The organism is Streptomyces spongiicola, from assembly GCF_003122365.1.
Taxonomy (GTDB): Bacteria; Actinomycetota; Actinomycetes; order Streptomycetales; family Streptomycetaceae; genus Streptomyces; species Streptomyces spongiicola.
On the sequence record NZ_CP029254.1, the window covers coordinates 3,438,415 to 3,454,700 of the forward strand.

Genomic DNA, 16,286 nt, shown 5'->3' on the forward strand with positions numbered 1-16,286 from the left:
GGCCCGCTGTCACGGCCGTGTGCCGACGCTGTGCGGCGTCTGTGAGTCGCCCGGCTCCCGCACCAGCGCCAGCCGCACGGAGAAGACCGTGCGTCCGGGGGCGCTCGCCACGTCCACCGTCCCCCCGTGCGCCGTGACCACGGCGTGCACGATCGCCAGCCCGAGGCCGGTGCTTCCGGCATGGCGGGAACGCGAGGCGTCGCCGCGCGCGAAGCGCTCGAAGACATACGGCAGCAGTCCTGGGGGAATGCCGGGACCGTCGTCCCGGACCTCCAGTACGACCGCGCTCCGGCAATCCGTGGTCCGTACGGCCGCGGTGACGGTGGTGCCCGGCGGAGTGTGGGTGCGGGCGTTCGCCAGCAGGTTGACCAGTACCTGATGCAGCCGCTCGGGATCGGCCCGCACCACCGCCGGGTCGTCCGGCAGGTCCAGGCGCCAGACGTGGTCCGGACCCGCGGCCCGGGCGTCGCTCACCGCGTCGACGACCAGCGGGGACAGATCGGTGCTCTGGTACGCCAGGGGCCGTCCCGCGTCGAGGCGGGCCAGCAGCAGCAGATCCTCCACCAGCCCCGTCATCCGGGTGGCCTCCGACTCGATCCGGTCCAGTGCGTGCCGGGTGTCGGGGCCGGGCCGCTCCCGGCCGCGCCGGGTCAGCTCGGCATAGCCCCGGATGGACGCGAGCGGGGTCCGCAGCTCATGGCCGGCGTCCGCCACGAACTGCCGCACCCGGGTCTCGCTCTCCTGCCGCGCGTGCAGGGCCGAGTGGACGTGGTCGAGCATCCGGTTGAGCGCGGCGCCGACCCGGCCGACCTCGGTACCGGGGTCGGCCTCCGCGTCCGGTACCCGCTCGTACAGCGCCACCTCGCCTCTGTGCAGAGGGAGTTCGGACACCCGGGTGGCCGTCGCCGCGACCCTCCGCAGCGGGCGCAGCGCGACCCCGACGAGGGTGCCGCCGGCCAGTCCGGCGGCGGCCAGTCCGGCGGCGGTCACACAGATCTCGACGACGACGAGGGTGCCCAGGGTGCTGTGCACCTCGGCGAGGGGGACGCCGACGAGGAACGCGCCGTTGGCGCCCATCCGGTACTCCACGCGGTAGTCGCCGAGGCCCGGCACCTCCACGGTGTGCGGCTCCAGGTCGCGTGGGACGGCCGTGAGCGCGGCCCGCTCCGCCCCGGTCAGCGGCCGGTCCATGACCCGCGGGCCCAGTGCGTCCGACTCCTGCTGGACCGAGACGGCCCCGTCGCCGAGGGAACCGTCCACCGCGACCTGCACGCCGACCGTCCCGAGCGGTGCGCCGCCGCTCGTGACGAACCGCAGCGACCCCGGCGACCGCGGGCCACCGCCCGGCTCGCCCGGCGGCGGCCCGGCCGCCCGCTGCGCGACGCCCTGCAACTGCTCGTCCTTCTGTCCGTACAGATAGGTGCGCAGTGCGAGCGTGGTCACGGTGCCGATGACCGCCGCGACCACCGCGATGAGCGCCACCGCGGACACCACCAGCCTGGTCCGCAGGGACCATCCGCCGCTCACCCGGTGCACCTCCCGGCAGGCTCCGCCCCGTCGCCCCGCACCCCGGCACCCCGCACCCCGGCACTCCGACACCCCGCACCCTCACCGGGTCGGCCGAAGGCCCCGGCGGCCCGGAAGCGAGGGGGCGCGGCCGGCCTGCCGTCGCGCGCGCCGGACGACGTTTCCGGACGGGTCGGCGCCACCGCCCGGGCCCTACTCACCGGGCTTGATCAGATATCCCGCGCCACGCCTGGTGTGGATCATCGGGGTGCGTCCGGCGTCGATCTTGCGCCGCAGATAGGAGATGTAGAGCTCGACCACGTTGGCCTGCCCGCCGAAGTCGTACGACCACACCCGGTCCAGGATCTGGGCCTTGCTCAGCACCCGCCGGGGATTGCGCATCAGATAGCGCAGCAGCTCGAACTCCGTCGCCGTGAGGTGGATCGACGTGCCGTCGCGGGTCACCTCGTGGCTGTCCTCGTCGAGCGTCAGGTCACCGACGACCAGCAGCGACTCGTCGCGCGCGGCCGCCGCCCTCCCCGAGCGCCGGATGAGCCCGCGCAGCCGGGCCACGACCTCCTCCAGGCTGAACGGCTTGGTGACGTAGTCGTCACCGCCCGCGGTGAGACCGGCGATCCGGTCCTCGACGGCGTCCCTGGCCGTCAGGAACAGCACCGGCACGTCGGGGAGTTCGCGGCGCAGTCTGCCGAGGACCGTCAGCCCGTCCATGTCGGGCAGCATCACGTCGAGGATCACGGCGTCCGGCCGGAAAGCACGCGCCGCGCGCACGGCGCCCGCCCCGTCACCGGCGCTGCGCACCTCCCAGCCCTCGTAGCGCAGAGCCATCGACAGCAGCTCGGTGAGGGAGGACTCGTCGTCCACGACAAGCACCCGTACGGGGCTGCCGTCGGTCCTGCGCAGTTCGGTCCGTCCCCGGGACGTACTCGTCGTCATGCAGCCCACCCTGGACCGCGGCGGTAAGAAGGACCTTTCGCTTCCCTGTGAATTCGCTGAGAACCGTCACGGGACGGGAGACCCGAGAGCGTCACCGGACGGAAGACCCGAGGACCGTCACGGGACGGAGAACAGCGCGGCCGCGTTGCCGTGGCAGACCGCCCGCAGCCAGTCGTCGCCCATGTCCAGCCGCTCCAGTGCCCGAAGCTGGTGGAGATAGGGGTAGGGGATGTTGGGGAAGTCCGTCCCGAGCAGCACGCGGTCACCCAGGTCCGCCAGGCGTGCCCGCTCGGCCGCCGGGAACGGGCTGAGGCGCTCGCTGAAGTCGGTGAACGCCATCGTGGTGTCCAGGCGGACCTCCTCGTGGCGCTCGGCCAGGTCGAGGAAGTCCGTGTACTCGGGCATCCCCATGTGGGCGACGATCAGCGGCAGCCGGGGATGGCGGGCGAGGAGGCTCCCCACCGGTCCGGGCCCCGTGTGCTTGCCGGGCGCCGGCCCGGAACCGCAGTGCATCACGACCGGTACGCGCGCCTCGGCCAGCAGTCCCCACACCGGGTCGAGGAGGGGATCGCCGGGGGCGTACGCACCGACCTGGACATGCGACTTGAACACCCGGGCGCCACCCTCGACAGCCGCGCGGACGTAGCGCTCGACGCCCTCTTCCGGGAACAGGGTCGCCGTCCGCAGGCAGTCGGGCGTCCGGGCCGCGAAGTCCGCGGCCCATCCGTTGAGCCACTCCGCCATTCCGGGCTTATGGGGATACAGCATGGAGGTGAAGCTCCCGACCCCGAACTCCCGGAGCAGCGCGACCCGCCTGCCCTCCTCCTCGCGGTAGGTGATGGGCCACGCCATGCCCGTCAGCGGTCCGGCGGAGTCGAAGTACGCCCACACCTTCTCCAGGACCCGTTCGGGCATGAAGTGGGTGTGCACGTCGATGAGCCCGGGCAGCCCCAGCCGCGTCCAGAAGGCCCGTACCGCCACGGCTTCGGAACCCTCGAGGCCCGCGGGGCCATCGGGACCCTCAGGACCCTCAGGACCCTCGGGAGCGTCCTGGGCCGGGCTCCCGGACGGTGCCGCCGTACCTTCTCGGGCCGTCTCCGCGGTATCCGGCGAACAGCACGGGGCGGTGGGTCGGTTCGCTTCCGTCTCGGGGTGATCGCTCATGCCCACAGCCTCAGGCGTCCCCCGAGGCGCTGTCCAGGCCCCGCGTGTGGCTCGGCCCGTCCCCCTCCGCGTCCGCAGATGGGCCGACGGGGCACCGGTACCCGACCGGCACCGGGCCCAGTACGGCACCGGGCCCAGTACGGCACCGGGCCCAGTACGGCTCCGGGCCCAGTACGGGTCCGATACCGGACCGGAGCCGCATCGCATCCGGTCCGCGCCCCGACCGGCGCAGGTCGACCGGTTCCGAGCCGGGCCGCCCCCGGCCTGGTCGTTGCCCCTGATCCTGGCGGCCCGCACCAGGCCCGGCACAGAGTGCGGCACCGGTCAGAACAGCCCGTCCTGAACACCCGTCGGCAACTCGTCCACCGGCACGGTCGGAGCGGGACGAGGATCGGCCGCGACCAGCTCCCAGCCGGACAGCAGTCGGGTGTCGAGGACCGTCATCCGGCCGTCCTGGCCACCCAGATGCAGATCGGGGCCCGCCGCCGCGACGAGCCGCCCGGCCACACAGCCGCCGTCCACCAGTTCCCGCACCACCCGCAGAGCGGACGGGCCCCCGCGCGCCGGCCCCGGGGGCACCGCACGGTCCAGCCCGAACACCCGGACGTGGTCCACCACCTCGAACGCGGCCCGTTCCAGCGCCTCGGGCCACCCCGGCAGCTCCACGGCTCGCGCGTACAGCCCGACGACCTCGGCGGCCCGCTCCTCCGCGGCTGCCGGAAGCACGGGGCGCACCGCCCGCTTCCGCGCGTAGGAGATCCGGTCCGGTACACCGAGAGCCGCACGCAGCAGTTCCTCCGTGCGGCGGGCGGCCATCAGCGGCCCGCGCCCCAGCCAGCAGAACACCACCGCACCCTGCTCCAGCAGACGGGCCGTGCCCCGTTCCTCGGCGGTGATCCCGACCTTCACCAGCCCGGGCCCGAACCAGGCCAGATAGACCCGGAACGGGCGCGGATCGCCGGCGACGGTGTCGGCCGCCACCGAATGCGCCCGGTCCAGCCGCGCGCACTCCGGGCACTGCCCCCCGGTACTCCTGCCGGGCACCACGGCCCCGAGCGGGCACACCTGCCCCCGCACCCCGGCGCACCTGCGCACCCCGGCGGCCCGGAAGGCGATCTCCTGCGCGTGGGCGAGCCGGCTCGTCCTCGTCCCGGTACCGCGCACCCACCGCAGTTCGGGAACTCCTCGCCCCCAGCTCAGCCCCCCGCACCGCCACCGCTCGCCGTCCATGCCTCCCGCACTCCTCCTCCCCACCCCAAGGACGGGGCCGGATCGATCGGTGGCGGTCATACCGGCCGGGCGACGCCCCAAGAGGGCACGGTCAGACAAGGCCGTTTGCTGTGATTGCCGTACTTCGCCGCTGTACCGCTACCACAGAGTGACACGGGAGTTCGGTCACGCCTCAATGCGCTTACTGGCCGTGCGCCCGTGGTTCCAAGCCTGACCGAGCGCGGCCTGACCTACGCGGTCGCGGTCGAAGCCACCACGACCGCACACTCCGGCGACGCCACGCCCGAGCGCTACGGTGCCGCTCATGTTCTTCCGCTGGGACTGGCTCCGGCCCCAACTGACCGCGCCGATCGTGCCGACTCTCGGTCCTGTCCACCCCGACGCCCTGACCGTCGGGATCTTCGAGGACGTCCTGCGAGCGGCCGACACCGGTGGCTTCCTGCCCTACGACAAGGACCGGCGCTGGGGCGGCGAGAAGGACGAGAGAGTCCTTCGCGACGACGTGGTCCACCAGCCCGAGCACACCCTCATCCCCACCCTGACCCGGCGCGGACGCGGCACTGTGAAGGTCTTCGCCTACGGGCTGGGTGACGGCGTCGTGGATGAGGCCGCCGAGCGAGCCGCGAAGCTCGCCGCCGGGCACGACGTGGCAGGCGCCCGGGTCGTACGCCCCCTCGGCCCCGAGAGCACGCATCCGCGCGGCACCCGCATCCAGCTGAAGGACTTCACCGCCGGCTCCTGCCCCGCCCCCGATGGCCCGGTCCGGCCCATCACGGCCTGGCCGACCGCCGTGCAGGAGTCCTTCGCCCCGTTCGCCGAGGCCATGGCCGGCGACGGCCTGTCCTTCCTCCACGCCCGGATGCAGGCCGGCCGATGCGGCCCGGTTCTCGCCGCCGCAATCGAGGACCGCATCGTGGGCGCGATCGGCCCCATGGAGATCCAGCCCGACGCCATTGGACACCCCCAGCTCATGCCCCAGTACTTCGCCGTCCTCCCCGAGGCCCGAGGCCAGGGCCTGGGACGTGTCCTGTGGCGGGCAGCCATGCACTGGGGCCAGTCCCACGGCGCCGCCTGCCAACTCCTCCAGACCGAGATCGGCGGACTTTCCGACCGGCTGTGCCAGGCCGAAGGACTCACCTCCCTCGGCTTCACCTACGCCATGTCCGCATAGCTCCGGACCGCGCCGCCTGCTCTGGTCGGCTGCCCCGTGCCGTTGGCGACCTCAGCCACGGAAGGTCAGCCACGACGGCGGGTGCGCCGAACAAGCACCCGCCACGGGTGCCTCCATCAACCACCCACCGGCCCCGGCCACGCTTCCCCAGTGCGTCACGGTCTCGGCCACGTTGCAGCCTGAGCGCGGCCGCCGGCCTCGCCTGATGGATGGGCGGGAGACCGATCGACGGGCCACGACTGGCTGACCGGCAACCCGCGGTGGCCGATGCGGACTTGGCAAGCGTCCCGTTCCTTCCGGCCCTGCTCGCCGGGGGGCAGCTGTCGGGGTTCTTCACGGGTCTGACTGCCCGCTTCTCGGGCTTCTGCGGCCCTGACGCCGGCAGGCGGATCACCCTTCACCCCGCAGGGGAGACCGACGCGATCGGGGCGGTTGCCCGTCAATCACCGCCGTCACGACACACGACAGAGGCCCTCAGGATCTCTCCTGAGGGCCTCTGGTCTGCTGTGCACTCGGCAGGATTCGAACCTGCAACCTTCTGATCCGTAGTCAGATGCTCTATCCGTTAAGCTACGAGTGCTTGTGAACCGGGCTCCTCGGCCCGGTCGGCGTTGCGGGAACAACATTACATGACCTGTGGCGCCAGGCGAAATCCATTGACCAAACCCTCTTTGACCTGCACGAATGCCCGGACGGCCGTATGGGCGCCCCGGCTGGGCCATGGTCGGCCGGCGTCCCCGACACAGGGGAGCGGACAGGGGCGTCCGCCGCGGACAGCCGGGGTGGGGGATCAGGGGATCGCCCGGGCGGGCTCAGCGGCGGCTCGGGTCAGGGGAAGCCGCGGGGCGGGCGGCGGGGGCACGGGGCATGCGCCGGGAACGACCGAAGCCCCGGCGGTCGGGCCGGGGCTTCGGTGATGGTGCGGAGGCGGAGGGATATGAACCCTCGATGGGCTTTAAGGCCCAAACCGCATTAGCAGTGTGCTGGGGTTCGTCCGAGCATGATCCACGCCGACCGGCGGCGAACCGTACGCCCTGCTCAGCACGGGCGGTTGCCCGGTCTGGACGGACGGCGCCCGAACGCGATCCACGCTCTTGGCGCCATCCGCGTGCCATCAGCACGGCCGGTTGGAGGGCACTACCCGAGGTCGGTCCGCGCCCCCTGACCAGGGCGTTGGAAGTTGATGATCGTGGCAGGCTTCCAGACGGGAGAGCGCCCGAAGACCGCATCCGGCTCGGGCAGCTCTCCGCGCCTTCGGGACCGGTACGTACGGATCGTCTGAGGAGTGACGCCCCAGTACCCGGCGACGTCCCCGATGGTCCAGTAGTCGGCGTTCGGGTCGGCCATGTCGCACCTCCTTGTCGTCATGAAGTGGACGAAGTCTATGTAGCCACCGACGTCGGGCCCACGCCACAACCTCGCCCCCTTGATGTTGACAAGGTTCGTGACCGAATCTAACTTCGTCCATCCAAGATGGACAAAGTTTGCGGTCCATCTACGCGACGGCCCCGGCTCGGTGCGTCCAACACCGGCCGGGGCCTGACGGACCAACCTGCTCAAGACAGGAAGACCCGCTGTGATCAACCTTCCCACGCCCCCTCGCGCCGCTCGTACGGTGCGCGGCCTGCTCGACGCCTTCCCGGCCGCCGAACAGATCCAGGTGGCCCAGGCGGTGACTGCGTGATGACGACCACCCCCGCCCCGGCCCCGGACGCCGACCACACGAGCGGCGGCCCGCGCCGCCTGGTCGCGGCCGGGATCATCGCTCGCCACCAGGACCGCACCTTCCTCATCAGCGTCACCGCCGCCGGTGTCACAGGGAGCCTGCTCCGCACCGAGGGAGGCAGGTCGTGACCGACCAGTTCCCCACCACCGACGACATCGCTTCCGTCTTCACCGCGGTCGCTGTCCACTTCACCGAGGTGCATCCCGCCGAGGCGCTGCACCCTGACTCGCTGCTGGTCACCATCAGCGCCGGGACGTACAAGCTCATCGGCCGGACCCTCGACGGACGGTCCATCGTCCTGTCCCGCGCGGTCGCCCAGACCGCGCCGGACGTCCCGGATGGGGCGACCCGAGGCGAGTACGCCGCCCTCCTGGTCGACGCCATCCCCGGCCTCGACCGCTTCGAGGACGACGGGGCCGGCCTCTGGGCGGCGGGCCCGGTCGTCCCCACCCTGCCCCGCCCCCGCACCGAACCCGGACCCGGACCGCGTACGAAACCCGGCCGTGCCCGCATCCCCGACCAGCCGAAGCAGCTGGAGGCGTGATGGCGGACGCCCCCGCTCGGTCCGAGACGGTGGCCGAGCTCCACGCGCAGGCGGCCCGGGAGTACGCCGAGGCCGAGGCGCGCCGCCGGGCGCAGGACCACCGTGACGACGCCGGCCTCAGCGCCCGCGGAGCCGAGGACGCTGCGGCCCGCTGACCCACCCCTCCGCGGGGTCCCGGGGCCGGCGTACGTCGTCTCCGGGCCCCCGCGGCCCCATCCTTCTGCGACCTCTCCACGATTCAGGGAGCACAGCTCGATGTACGACCACACCGCCGACCCGACGTGCCTGCTCTCGCAGGCCGCCGACGACGTCCGTTCCTTCAACCACGTCTCCCGCGCGACGGCGCCCGGCTGGGACTACCCGAGCCACGCGTACGACGCGCTCGGCGCTCTCTCCCGGCTGACGGGCATGCTTCCGCAGGCCCTGGAGCAGATCGTCCGGCCGGTGACCCACACCCACGGCAACGGCCGCGTGCTCATCGACGGAGGCGGCGACGCCGACGTGGCGGTCGAGTACCTCCGGGCCGCACTGTCCAAGGCCGTGCACGCGGCAGCCCAGCTGTCCGAAGCCGTCCAGCGGATGCACAGCGAGACCTCCCCCATGGGCCTCGACACCCGCGGCCTGCCGGCGTTCGAGGACAACGACCAAAACGACGAGGAGCCCGCAGCCTGCGCCCGCTGTCGCAAGCCGTTCGACCACGCCGACCTCCGGCACGACGGCGCCGGCCAGTACGCCTCCACCCCCTGGTGCCGCCGCTGTATCGACCACTGCCACGACGGCAGCACCGAGCACGTCTGCGTCATCTGCGACCCGGCCCGCTACGGAGGCACCCGATGAGGCCCAAGACCCGCATGGTCCGCCGGACCCGGCACGTGCCCGTCGCCCTCGGCGGCCGTACCCGCATGGGCACGCAGACCTACGAGGAAGCCGTACCCGTCGCGCCTCGTGACTGGGACTACGTCATCCTCACCGGCTCCACCGTCGCCGCCGCGGCACTCCTGGCCGTCTGTGTCGTGTGGACCACCGCGTCCGTGGGCGGTCTGCTCGCCCACGCGGTCCCGGCGTGGGTCGCCTACCTCGTGTCCGGCGGATTCGACCTGGTATGGATCATCTGCCTCAGCCTGGAATGGGTCGCCCGCTACGACGACGACCGGTCCGCATCCGTGAAGAAGGCCGGCCGGATGTTCCTCGCCATCGCCATGGCGGCGGTCGGCGCGCACGGGTGGATGGCCGGGAACCCGGCGGTCGGCATCGTCGGCGCCCTCGTCGCGCTGCTCGCCAAGGGCGCCTGGACCCAGGTGATGAACTACCACAGGGTGCCGCTGTCCGAGCCGGTCCGTGACGTCCTGGCGCAGGAGCGCGCGGAACTCGGCCTGGAGCTGGTCCTCGCCGCGCACCAGCGGCAGGTGCTCCGCACCCGCGGGCAGCTCGCCTCCTACCGTGCCGCTCTCGCCGCCCAGGAAGAGCCCGCCGTGAAGGTGTCCCAGATGCCACGCACGGTTCCGGGCGAACGCGCAGAGAGCACCGTCCGTGCCGCAGTGCGTGCCGCTCAGGCCGCGCTGCCAGACGCTGATGCGGCGGCGATCGTCGCCCAGCTTGATCACGCCGGGATCAGCGTGGACGAGGACACCGTCCGGGCCTTGATCGGGGAGCCCAGGACCAGCGGGGCAGAAGATGCGCATCGACCTGCTGCGCCCGCGCATCAGCAGGTCAGCGCCCTGAACGTGGTCACCGTCGAGGCCGCCGTCGTCGAGGCCGCATCCATCCTCGGCCCGGACGCATCAGCCCGTGAGATCGCCGAGTACGTCGCGCGTCACCGGCGTCTGGCCGTCACCGAGCCCTACGTCCGCACCGCCCTCTCCAGGGCTGCCAAGAAGACCGAGATGGACGGCGGATACGCGTGATGCGCTGGCTCCTCCTCGGTGCCCTGCTCGGGCTGCTCATCATGTTCCCCGCGCTCCTGACGGCAGTCGTGGGTGCCGCCACGGCGGCCGTCTCTGAGCCGGTCGTCACGGCATTCGTCATCGGCCTCACGGCCCCTCGCCGGCCGCCCCGGCTGGCTCTGAGGAGGACCCCGTGAAGGAGACGTTCCAAGACCGAATGTTCATGGGCAGTGAGGCCATCTATGCCCGCATCGAGGCGGGTGAGGAGTTCGACGTCACCGCGGCCCTCGGGGACGCCCGGCTACAGGCGTCCGTGACCAACGACGAACAGCCGCACCAGTAGCCACGCCCCGGGGGCGGCCGTCCAACCGCCAAGTCGCCGGCCGCCCCCGGGCCCATCCCCCTACCGAGTACGAGAACGGGACAGCAAGCATGACGGACAACGTGATCCGGCTCCACAAGGACATCCCCGACGAAGCGCTGACGGCGGCCGAGGAGAGGCAGGACGCCGAGCTGCGACAGACCGTCGTCGACGTCGTCGAGAACGCCGAACCGCGGCCGGTCGACAACCCCGAGCTCACAGCCCCGGAGGGCACGTGGCTGGCCCAGGTGCAGGCATACCTCGCCGAGGCCCCGCCGATCATCCCCACGTTCCTGCGCAACGGCGCCGAGTTCGCCGACGCCGCTCGCTGGACGGTCTCCTACTACGGGCACGTGACCGCGTTCCACGCCCTCCGCACGCCCGTCTACCTGACACGGCTGCTGATCCGGTTCCCGCGCGGCACCGGCCGGCTGATCGTCAGGTGGGGCCGGTGGGTGGCCGACACCGAGGCCCGCCCGGTCGAAGCCAAGACCGCCGCGTCCGCGGACATCGAGGCGTGGCTCGCCCTGTCCCGCGAGCACTCCCGCCGCGTACGCCCGCGCCGTATCGCCTCCCTCACTGTCGCCACCGCCACCGGCATCACCACCCTGGCCAGCGCGTTCCTCGTACCCGGCTGGACCCTCACCGCAGCCGTGGCGGGTGCCGCGCTGGCCGGCCTGAACGGCAAGAAGCACGACGGCAAACCGCTCATCACCCGCTACGTCGCCACGAACGCGCTGCGCCGCCTCGACTCCACCGAGGTCTTCGAAGCCCTCGCCGCGATCGGCATCGAGGGCAAAAAGGGCCGCCGCGGCGTGGAGTTCGCCGCCGAGGTGATGCGGGACGGGCCCGGCTGGCGCGCCGAAGTCGACCTCCCCGCAGGCGTGGAAGCCACCGCCGTCCTGGAGAAGCGATCCGCGCTCGCCGCCGCCATGCGCCGACCAATCAGCACCGTGTGGCCGGAGGCCGACCGCGCAGCCCACCCAGGCCGCCTCGTGCTGTGGGTGGCGCAGCGTGACCCCGCGAAGGCCGGGCGGAAGCTGTGGCCGCTGATGAAAGACGGCCAGGCGGACGTGTACGAGCCGCTGCCGTTCGGGTTCGACCCACGCGGCAACCTCGTCGAGATCACCCTCATGTACTCCAACCTCCTCGTCGGCGGCATCCCCGGCTCCGGCAAGACGAGCTGCGCCCTCGCGATCGTCCTCGGCGTCGCCCTCGACCCCACCGCCGAGCTGTGGATCTACGAGCTGAAGGGTTCCGGCGACCTCGACGCGGTCAAGCCCGTCTGCCACCGGTACGTCTCCGGCGACGAGGACGAGGACCTGGAGGCCGCCCTCGCCGGCCTGCGGTCCGGGATCGCCGAGTACCAGCGGCGCGCGAAGTTCATCAAGGCCCTGCCCGCCGGCGAGGTACCCGAGGGCCGCAAGGTGACCCGGGCCCTGGCGGAGAAGTACCCCGAGCAGCAGCTCGGGCCGCGCGTCATCGTCGTCGACGAGGTCCAAGAGCTGTTCACCCACCCCGACTACAAGGACGAAGCCGCCGCCCTGTGCACCTGGCTGATCAAGAAGGGCCGCGCGTACGGCCTGATCCTGATCCTGCTCACCCAGAACCCCGACGCCCCCTCCCTGCCCACCTCCGTCTCCTCCAGCGTCGGCACCCGCCTGTGCCTCGCGGTCATGGACTGGCGAGCGAACAACAACGTGCTCGGTACCGGCGCCTACGACCGGGGCCTGCGCGCCACGGACATCAGCGTCGACGAGCAGGGAACCGGCATCCTCGCCCGCGGCCGGGAAGGCACCACCGTGCGAGCCGCGTTCATCAAACAGACCGAGGCCGAGGAGATCGGCAAGCGAGCCCTGGCACTGCGCACCGCCGCCGGGACACTGTCCGGACAGTCGGCCGGACAGCGCGTGGAGGAGCACGACGTGGAGACGGTCCTGGACCACCTGCGGGTCGTATGGCCGGACGGCACCGAATCCGTGCACTCCCACCGGCTCGTCGAGGCCCTGGCCGCCTACCGACCGGACCTGTACAAGCCCTGGCTCGACATGGACGCCGCAGGCGCCTCGACCGCGCTCAGCGCAGCGCTGAAGCCGTTCAAGGTGGCCACCCGGCAGCTGACCATCCGCGAGTGCTGCGGGGGCGCGAAGGGCGTGCGGTGGGCAGATGTCCCGGCGGTCGACGACGGCGAGTAGGGCCCACGGGCCGGTTTCGAGTGGAGGTGGTGGTTTCACCCCCACCCGAAACCGGTTTCGCCCCCGATATCGGCCCTGAGCTGGGAAGTTTCGGGTTTCGGGGACCCGCCGACAACGCCGGAATCCCCGCAGAGTCACGTCGTCCCGTGTCCGGCTGGGCCGAATCCGCCCCGGAACGCCAGCCCCTCACAGACCGCGTCGGCCAACCGAGACGGTTCGTGTTCCCCATCGGGGGGCCGCCTGCTGCGAGTCCGCCTGCTACAGGGAACGGTCGGCGATCTGCCGCAGCCGCTCCTCGAACACCTTCTGCGCATCAGGAGTGAGCGTCGCGAGGGCTACGAGCGTGGTCAATGCGACGTCGCACAACTCCTTCTGGACGTCCTGCCAGGTGTGACTCGCCCCCTTCCGGGGGTTCGCCGCCCACGCCCCGTGCAAGGCCTCCGCGACCTCACCGAACTCCTCACCGATCTTCAGCACACGCAGCAGGCGCGCCTCGTCGGGCGACACAGGGCTCTCGGCGTCCAGCCAGTCCCGCAGCCGCTCAACGGTCTCCCAGGTGCTCGCGTCCAACGTCGTCACCTTCTCTTCTTGTGATCTCGTATCAGGACCGGGCGTTGCGGCTCCCGCAACATTGCTTTCGAGGGGAGAGCGGCCCGCCCCCATCACCGCTGGCTCGGGGGCGGGCGAGTACCTTCACGGGTGTTCAGATGTACCCGGAAGGTGGTGGAAGCGTGGCACATCGCAACGACAGTCGACCTCTCTATCAGGGGCTGATCCTGGACTTCGTGGGGGTGCTGACCGCCGGCGTGTTGGAGGCGCATCGGACCTGGTGTGTCGGCCAGGGGCTCGCTCCTAACGCCTGGCGAGCCACTTTGGAGGACCACCCCGAGGGGCGCAGCCTGTACGCCGCGCTGGAGTCGGGACAGCTGACCCAGGCTGAGTGGAACAGGCGTACGGCGCCGCTGCTGGGTGTGGATGAACACCACAACCTGATGGGCCGGGCGTGGTCAGCCGTGCGTCCGGCGGACAGCATGGTCGCCCTGGCCCGGGCGGCCCGGGCGGCGGGGATGCGGGTGGCGTTGTTGTCGAACTCCTTTGGCCTGGAGCCCTACGACCCGTACGGAACGCTGGGCGTGTGGGAGCTGTTCGACGTAACAGTGATCTCCGAGCGAGAGGGCATCGCCAAGCCCGATCCGGCGATCTACCAGCGCACCCTGGAACGGATGGGCTTGCCCGGAGAGGTGTGTGTGTTCGTGGACGACAACCCGGTGAACCTTCCTCCGGCGGCAGACCTCGGGATCACCACGGTCCATGCCGACGGCCAGGCCGACACTGTGAAACGCCTGTCGAATCTACTGGGGGTGCTTCCCGCCGCAGCGTGAGAGACACCGAAGGCAGGTCCGCCCCTCCTTGCCGAACTGGCAGGCGGGGCGGACCTGTTACGCGGCATCCCTGACGCGCGTACCGTCACCTGTGAGGCCAATCACAGGAATGAGGCTCAGGGCATGGGCAATTGGGACAGCTACACCACCGGGCAGCGGGTGAAACTCCTACGCGGCACGGACTTCACGCAGGAGACGCTGGCCGAGGCCGCTGGGGTCTCAGTCGGTACCATACGCAAGATCGAGCAGGGCGGTTCCGTGAGCCTGCCGACGCTACTTCGGGTCTCGGAGGCCCTTCACACCGACGTCTCGGTCCTCGTCGGCCAGCAGGCACCCCGCCGGGCCATGGCCGCTGCCGACCGAGCCGCCCTGCGGGGTCTGTCGGCGGCCGTGCACGACACAGCGGCCGGAATCGGCATCGATGCCGCGCCCCCGGAAGAGTCCGTGCACGCCGCCAAGCTGGCCGCGGCCTGGGAGCTGTACCAGCTTGGCGACTACACCGGTGCCGCACTGGCCGTGTCCCCGCTGGTACAGCAGGCAGCCGCGATGGTGAAAGCGATGCTGGCGGACCGGGTGTGCGCGGCGCGCGGCGTCCTGTCGGATTCCTACCGGCTGGCCGCGTACTGCGCGAACCTCATGGGCGCGCGGGATCTCGCCTATGCGGCGGTCGGGCACGCGCAGACGCAGGCGGAGCTGGCGTCAGATCCGCTGCGGGTAGCGCTGGTCGCCTCGGGCCGGTCGTGGGTGTACCTGCGGGACTCGCGGCTTGTTCAGGCGCAGGAGGTCGCGGAGCAGGCCGCGAACGCGATCGAGCCCCGGTACACAGACAGCGACCCGAAGAGGCTCGCGGTGTACGGGTGTCACATCGTGTTCGCGTCCGTGGTGGCGTCCCGCAGAGGAGACTCGGATCGTGCGGGGGATCTCCTCAGCCATGCGCACGCAGTCGGGGCCCGGATGGGGAACGACATCACCACGAACGGCGTGAGCTTCGGGCCGGTGTACGCGACTGCTCAGGCCGTAGGCATCAATGTGGCGCTCGGGCAGGCCGGGAAGGCCCTCACTCTGGGGAAGAGCCTGGGTGACCGGTCGGCGCTCCAGCAGGCGACGCAGAACCGGCTTGCGCTGGACCTGTCGATGGCGCAGTGCGAGGCTCGGATGTGGGACACGGCGCTGGACACCCTGATGTCGGTGTGCACCGAGCATCCGGAGTGGGCGCGGCACCAGGCGCTGACGGTGATCTTGGGGCGGCGTATCGGGAAGGCGAACAAGGGGGCGCTGCGGAAGCTGGGCGGCGTCCTTGGAGCAGACCTGCTGGCCGGCTGATGCTCGACTACCACGCCCCGTGGTACCACGAGCCATCTCGGTTTTCGGGGCGCTACGGGGCGTGGTGTTTACTCCGGGTACGACTTTAAGTAGTGCCACGCACCGTGGATTCACCAAGAGTGATCATTTGGTGACCCTGGATGCATGGTGAATGACTCTCAGACCGGCTCCAGAGTCCCGGTCGTCGTGTACGTGTGCACCGCCGAGGACGACGCGGCAGACCTGATCGCCGAGCACGTTCAGCAGTACGCGCACGCCCGGGACTGGCCAGTGGTGGAGACGGTCCGGGATCACGACCGGCTCCAGCCGCTCGACCAGCGGCCCGGATGGGCCCGCGTCCTCGAGCTGACCCCCGACCGGGCGCGAGGCATCGTCACCTTCTCTCCGCCGATGCTCACGGCCGACATCGCCGCGTTCGAGGCCCTGCGCCGCAAGGTCGCCGACCAGGGCCACTTCCTGGTGGCCACCCGCACGTCGGGCGTCCGGCCCCGCCGTACTGCCGCCGATGCGGCACGCCGACGCGACCTCGCCGCTGCCGCCTCGGGCTGGCTCCTCGACGCACCGCACGCCTGATCCCCCTTCTGGCCTGGCAGCCCTGACCCGCCGATCGCGATCCGCGATTCCCCAGGGCCATTCCCAAGCACCGCTGCCCGCTGCCTGTCCCCCTGTCGGGAACGGGCAGCGGCATCCCTGTCCAGCGACCTGGAGACCAGATGACCCGTCAGCAGGAGAACCCGCAGCTGCCCGTGACATTGCATGGCACGAGCGACCATCCGGGCCAACCGTCCGCTGCCCTACTGGAAAGGGCCCGGCACGGCTGGGACTCGTTCCTCGCTCGCTGCCAGGC

At 71.5% G+C, this 16,286-nt stretch carries 18 protein-coding genes and 1 tRNA gene; 12 read left to right on the forward strand and 7 right to left on the reverse strand.

The genetic code is table 11. The features are described 5' to 3' along the window. Positions 1-9: 9 nt before the first annotated feature. The 4 genes from DDQ41_RS15110 to DDQ41_RS15125 all read right to left on the reverse strand — a co-directional run bounded on the left by DDQ41_RS15110 (position 10) and on the right by DDQ41_RS15125 (position 4,854). A complete protein-coding gene (locus tag DDQ41_RS15110; protein WP_109297749.1) occupies positions 10-1,527 on the reverse strand; it encodes a sensor histidine kinase in 1,518 nt (505 codons plus the stop codon). A gap of 192 nt (positions 1,528-1,719) precedes the next feature. Continuing rightward, positions 1,720-2,460 (reverse strand): response regulator transcription factor, encoded by a 741-nt coding sequence (locus DDQ41_RS15115; RefSeq protein WP_172607687.1) that lies wholly within the window; start codon positions 2,458-2,460, stop codon positions 1,720-1,722. A 117-nt stretch (positions 2,461-2,577) separates the two neighbouring features. Continuing rightward, a complete protein-coding gene (locus DDQ41_RS15120; protein WP_109294962.1) occupies positions 2,578-3,624 on the reverse strand; it encodes an amidohydrolase family protein in 1,047 nt (348 codons plus the stop codon). 324 nt (positions 3,625-3,948) lie between these two features. Beyond that, positions 3,949-4,854, reverse strand: coding sequence for a DUF2797 domain-containing protein (locus DDQ41_RS15125; RefSeq protein WP_109294963.1), 906 nt, complete (start codon positions 4,852-4,854; stop codon positions 3,949-3,951). Between the two features lie 304 nt (positions 4,855-5,158). Here DDQ41_RS15125 and DDQ41_RS15130 point away from each other — a divergent pair, with 304 nt between their 5' ends. Continuing rightward, positions 5,159-6,025, forward strand: coding sequence for a GNAT family N-acetyltransferase (locus DDQ41_RS15130; RefSeq protein ID WP_109294964.1), 867 nt, complete (start codon positions 5,159-5,161; stop codon positions 6,023-6,025). 507 nt (positions 6,026-6,532) lie between these two features. Here the strand turns inward: DDQ41_RS15130 and DDQ41_RS15135 are convergent. Both DDQ41_RS15135 and DDQ41_RS15140 read right to left on the reverse strand, forming a co-directional pair. Continuing rightward, a tRNA-Arg gene (locus DDQ41_RS15135) sits at positions 6,533-6,605 on the reverse strand. Between the two features lie 557 nt (positions 6,606-7,162). After that, positions 7,163-7,372, reverse strand: coding sequence for a helix-turn-helix transcriptional regulator (locus DDQ41_RS15140; protein ID WP_017946204.1), 210 nt, complete (start codon positions 7,370-7,372; stop codon positions 7,163-7,165). Positions 7,373-7,708: 336 nt separating this feature from the next. Here DDQ41_RS15140 and DDQ41_RS31310 point away from each other — a divergent pair, with 336 nt between their 5' ends. The 8 genes from DDQ41_RS31310 (at position 7,709) to DDQ41_RS15165 (ending at position 12,734) form a co-directional block, all read left to right on the forward strand. Next, complete coding sequence (locus DDQ41_RS31310) at positions 7,709-7,879, forward strand: hypothetical protein (RefSeq protein WP_017946206.1); 171 nt, start codon at positions 7,709-7,711, stop codon at positions 7,877-7,879. After that, positions 7,876-8,295 carry a hypothetical protein gene (locus DDQ41_RS15145; protein WP_109294965.1) on the forward strand — a complete coding sequence of 140 codons (420 nt, stop codon included), beginning with the start codon at positions 7,876-7,878 and terminating at the stop codon, positions 8,293-8,295. The genes DDQ41_RS31310 and DDQ41_RS15145 overlap by 4 nt, the downstream gene beginning before the upstream one ends. Beyond that, positions 8,295-8,450, forward strand: coding sequence for a hypothetical protein (locus tag DDQ41_RS31315; protein WP_162602687.1), 156 nt, complete (start codon positions 8,295-8,297; stop codon positions 8,448-8,450). Before DDQ41_RS15145 ends, DDQ41_RS31315 begins: the two co-directional genes overlap by 1 nt. 100 nt (positions 8,451-8,550) lie before the next feature. Beyond that, complete coding sequence (locus DDQ41_RS15150) at positions 8,551-9,132, forward strand: hypothetical protein (protein ID WP_174720288.1); 582 nt, start codon at positions 8,551-8,553, stop codon at positions 9,130-9,132. Then, entirely contained in the window at positions 9,129-10,199 is a 1,071-nt protein-coding gene (locus DDQ41_RS15155; protein ID WP_109294966.1) for a hypothetical protein, read from the forward strand. The genes DDQ41_RS15150 and DDQ41_RS15155 overlap by 4 nt, the downstream gene beginning before the upstream one ends. Then, the gene (locus tag DDQ41_RS31695) at positions 10,199-10,375 is read left to right on the forward strand and encodes a hypothetical protein (protein ID WP_167450259.1); all 177 of its coding nucleotides are present in this window, start codon (positions 10,199-10,201) and stop codon (positions 10,373-10,375) included. The genes DDQ41_RS15155 and DDQ41_RS31695 overlap by 1 nt, the downstream gene beginning before the upstream one ends. Continuing rightward, positions 10,372-10,521: a hypothetical protein gene (locus DDQ41_RS31320; RefSeq protein ID WP_162602688.1), complete on the forward strand. Its 150-nt coding sequence runs from the start codon at positions 10,372-10,374 to the stop codon at positions 10,519-10,521. Before DDQ41_RS31695 ends, DDQ41_RS31320 begins: the two co-directional genes overlap by 4 nt. A gap of 89 nt (positions 10,522-10,610) precedes the next feature. Continuing rightward, positions 10,611-12,734, forward strand: coding sequence for a P-loop NTPase family protein (locus DDQ41_RS15165; protein WP_109294968.1), 2,124 nt, complete (start codon positions 10,611-10,613; stop codon positions 12,732-12,734). Positions 12,735-12,992: 258 nt separating this feature from the next. On the opposite strand, the gene DDQ41_RS15170 is transcribed toward DDQ41_RS15165, so the two are convergent. Continuing rightward, a complete protein-coding gene (locus DDQ41_RS15170) occupies positions 12,993-13,304 on the reverse strand; it encodes a MazG-like family protein (protein WP_167450320.1) in 312 nt (103 codons plus the stop codon). A 161-nt stretch (positions 13,305-13,465) separates the two neighbouring features. Here DDQ41_RS15170 and DDQ41_RS15175 point away from each other — a divergent pair, with 161 nt between their 5' ends. From DDQ41_RS15175 to DDQ41_RS15185, 3 genes are all read left to right on the forward strand, one after another. After that, positions 13,466-14,116, forward strand: coding sequence for an HAD family hydrolase (locus DDQ41_RS15175; RefSeq protein ID WP_017946215.1), 651 nt, complete (start codon positions 13,466-13,468; stop codon positions 14,114-14,116). A gap of 123 nt (positions 14,117-14,239) precedes the next feature. Next, positions 14,240-15,439: a helix-turn-helix domain-containing protein gene (locus tag DDQ41_RS15180; protein ID WP_017946216.1), complete on the forward strand. Its 1,200-nt coding sequence runs from the start codon at positions 14,240-14,242 to the stop codon at positions 15,437-15,439. Positions 15,440-15,583: 144 nt separating this feature from the next. Further along, positions 15,584-16,012 (forward strand): hypothetical protein, encoded by a 429-nt coding sequence (locus tag DDQ41_RS15185; RefSeq protein ID WP_162602689.1) that lies wholly within the window; start codon positions 15,584-15,586, stop codon positions 16,010-16,012. The last annotated feature ends 274 nt before the right edge of the window (positions 16,013-16,286 follow it).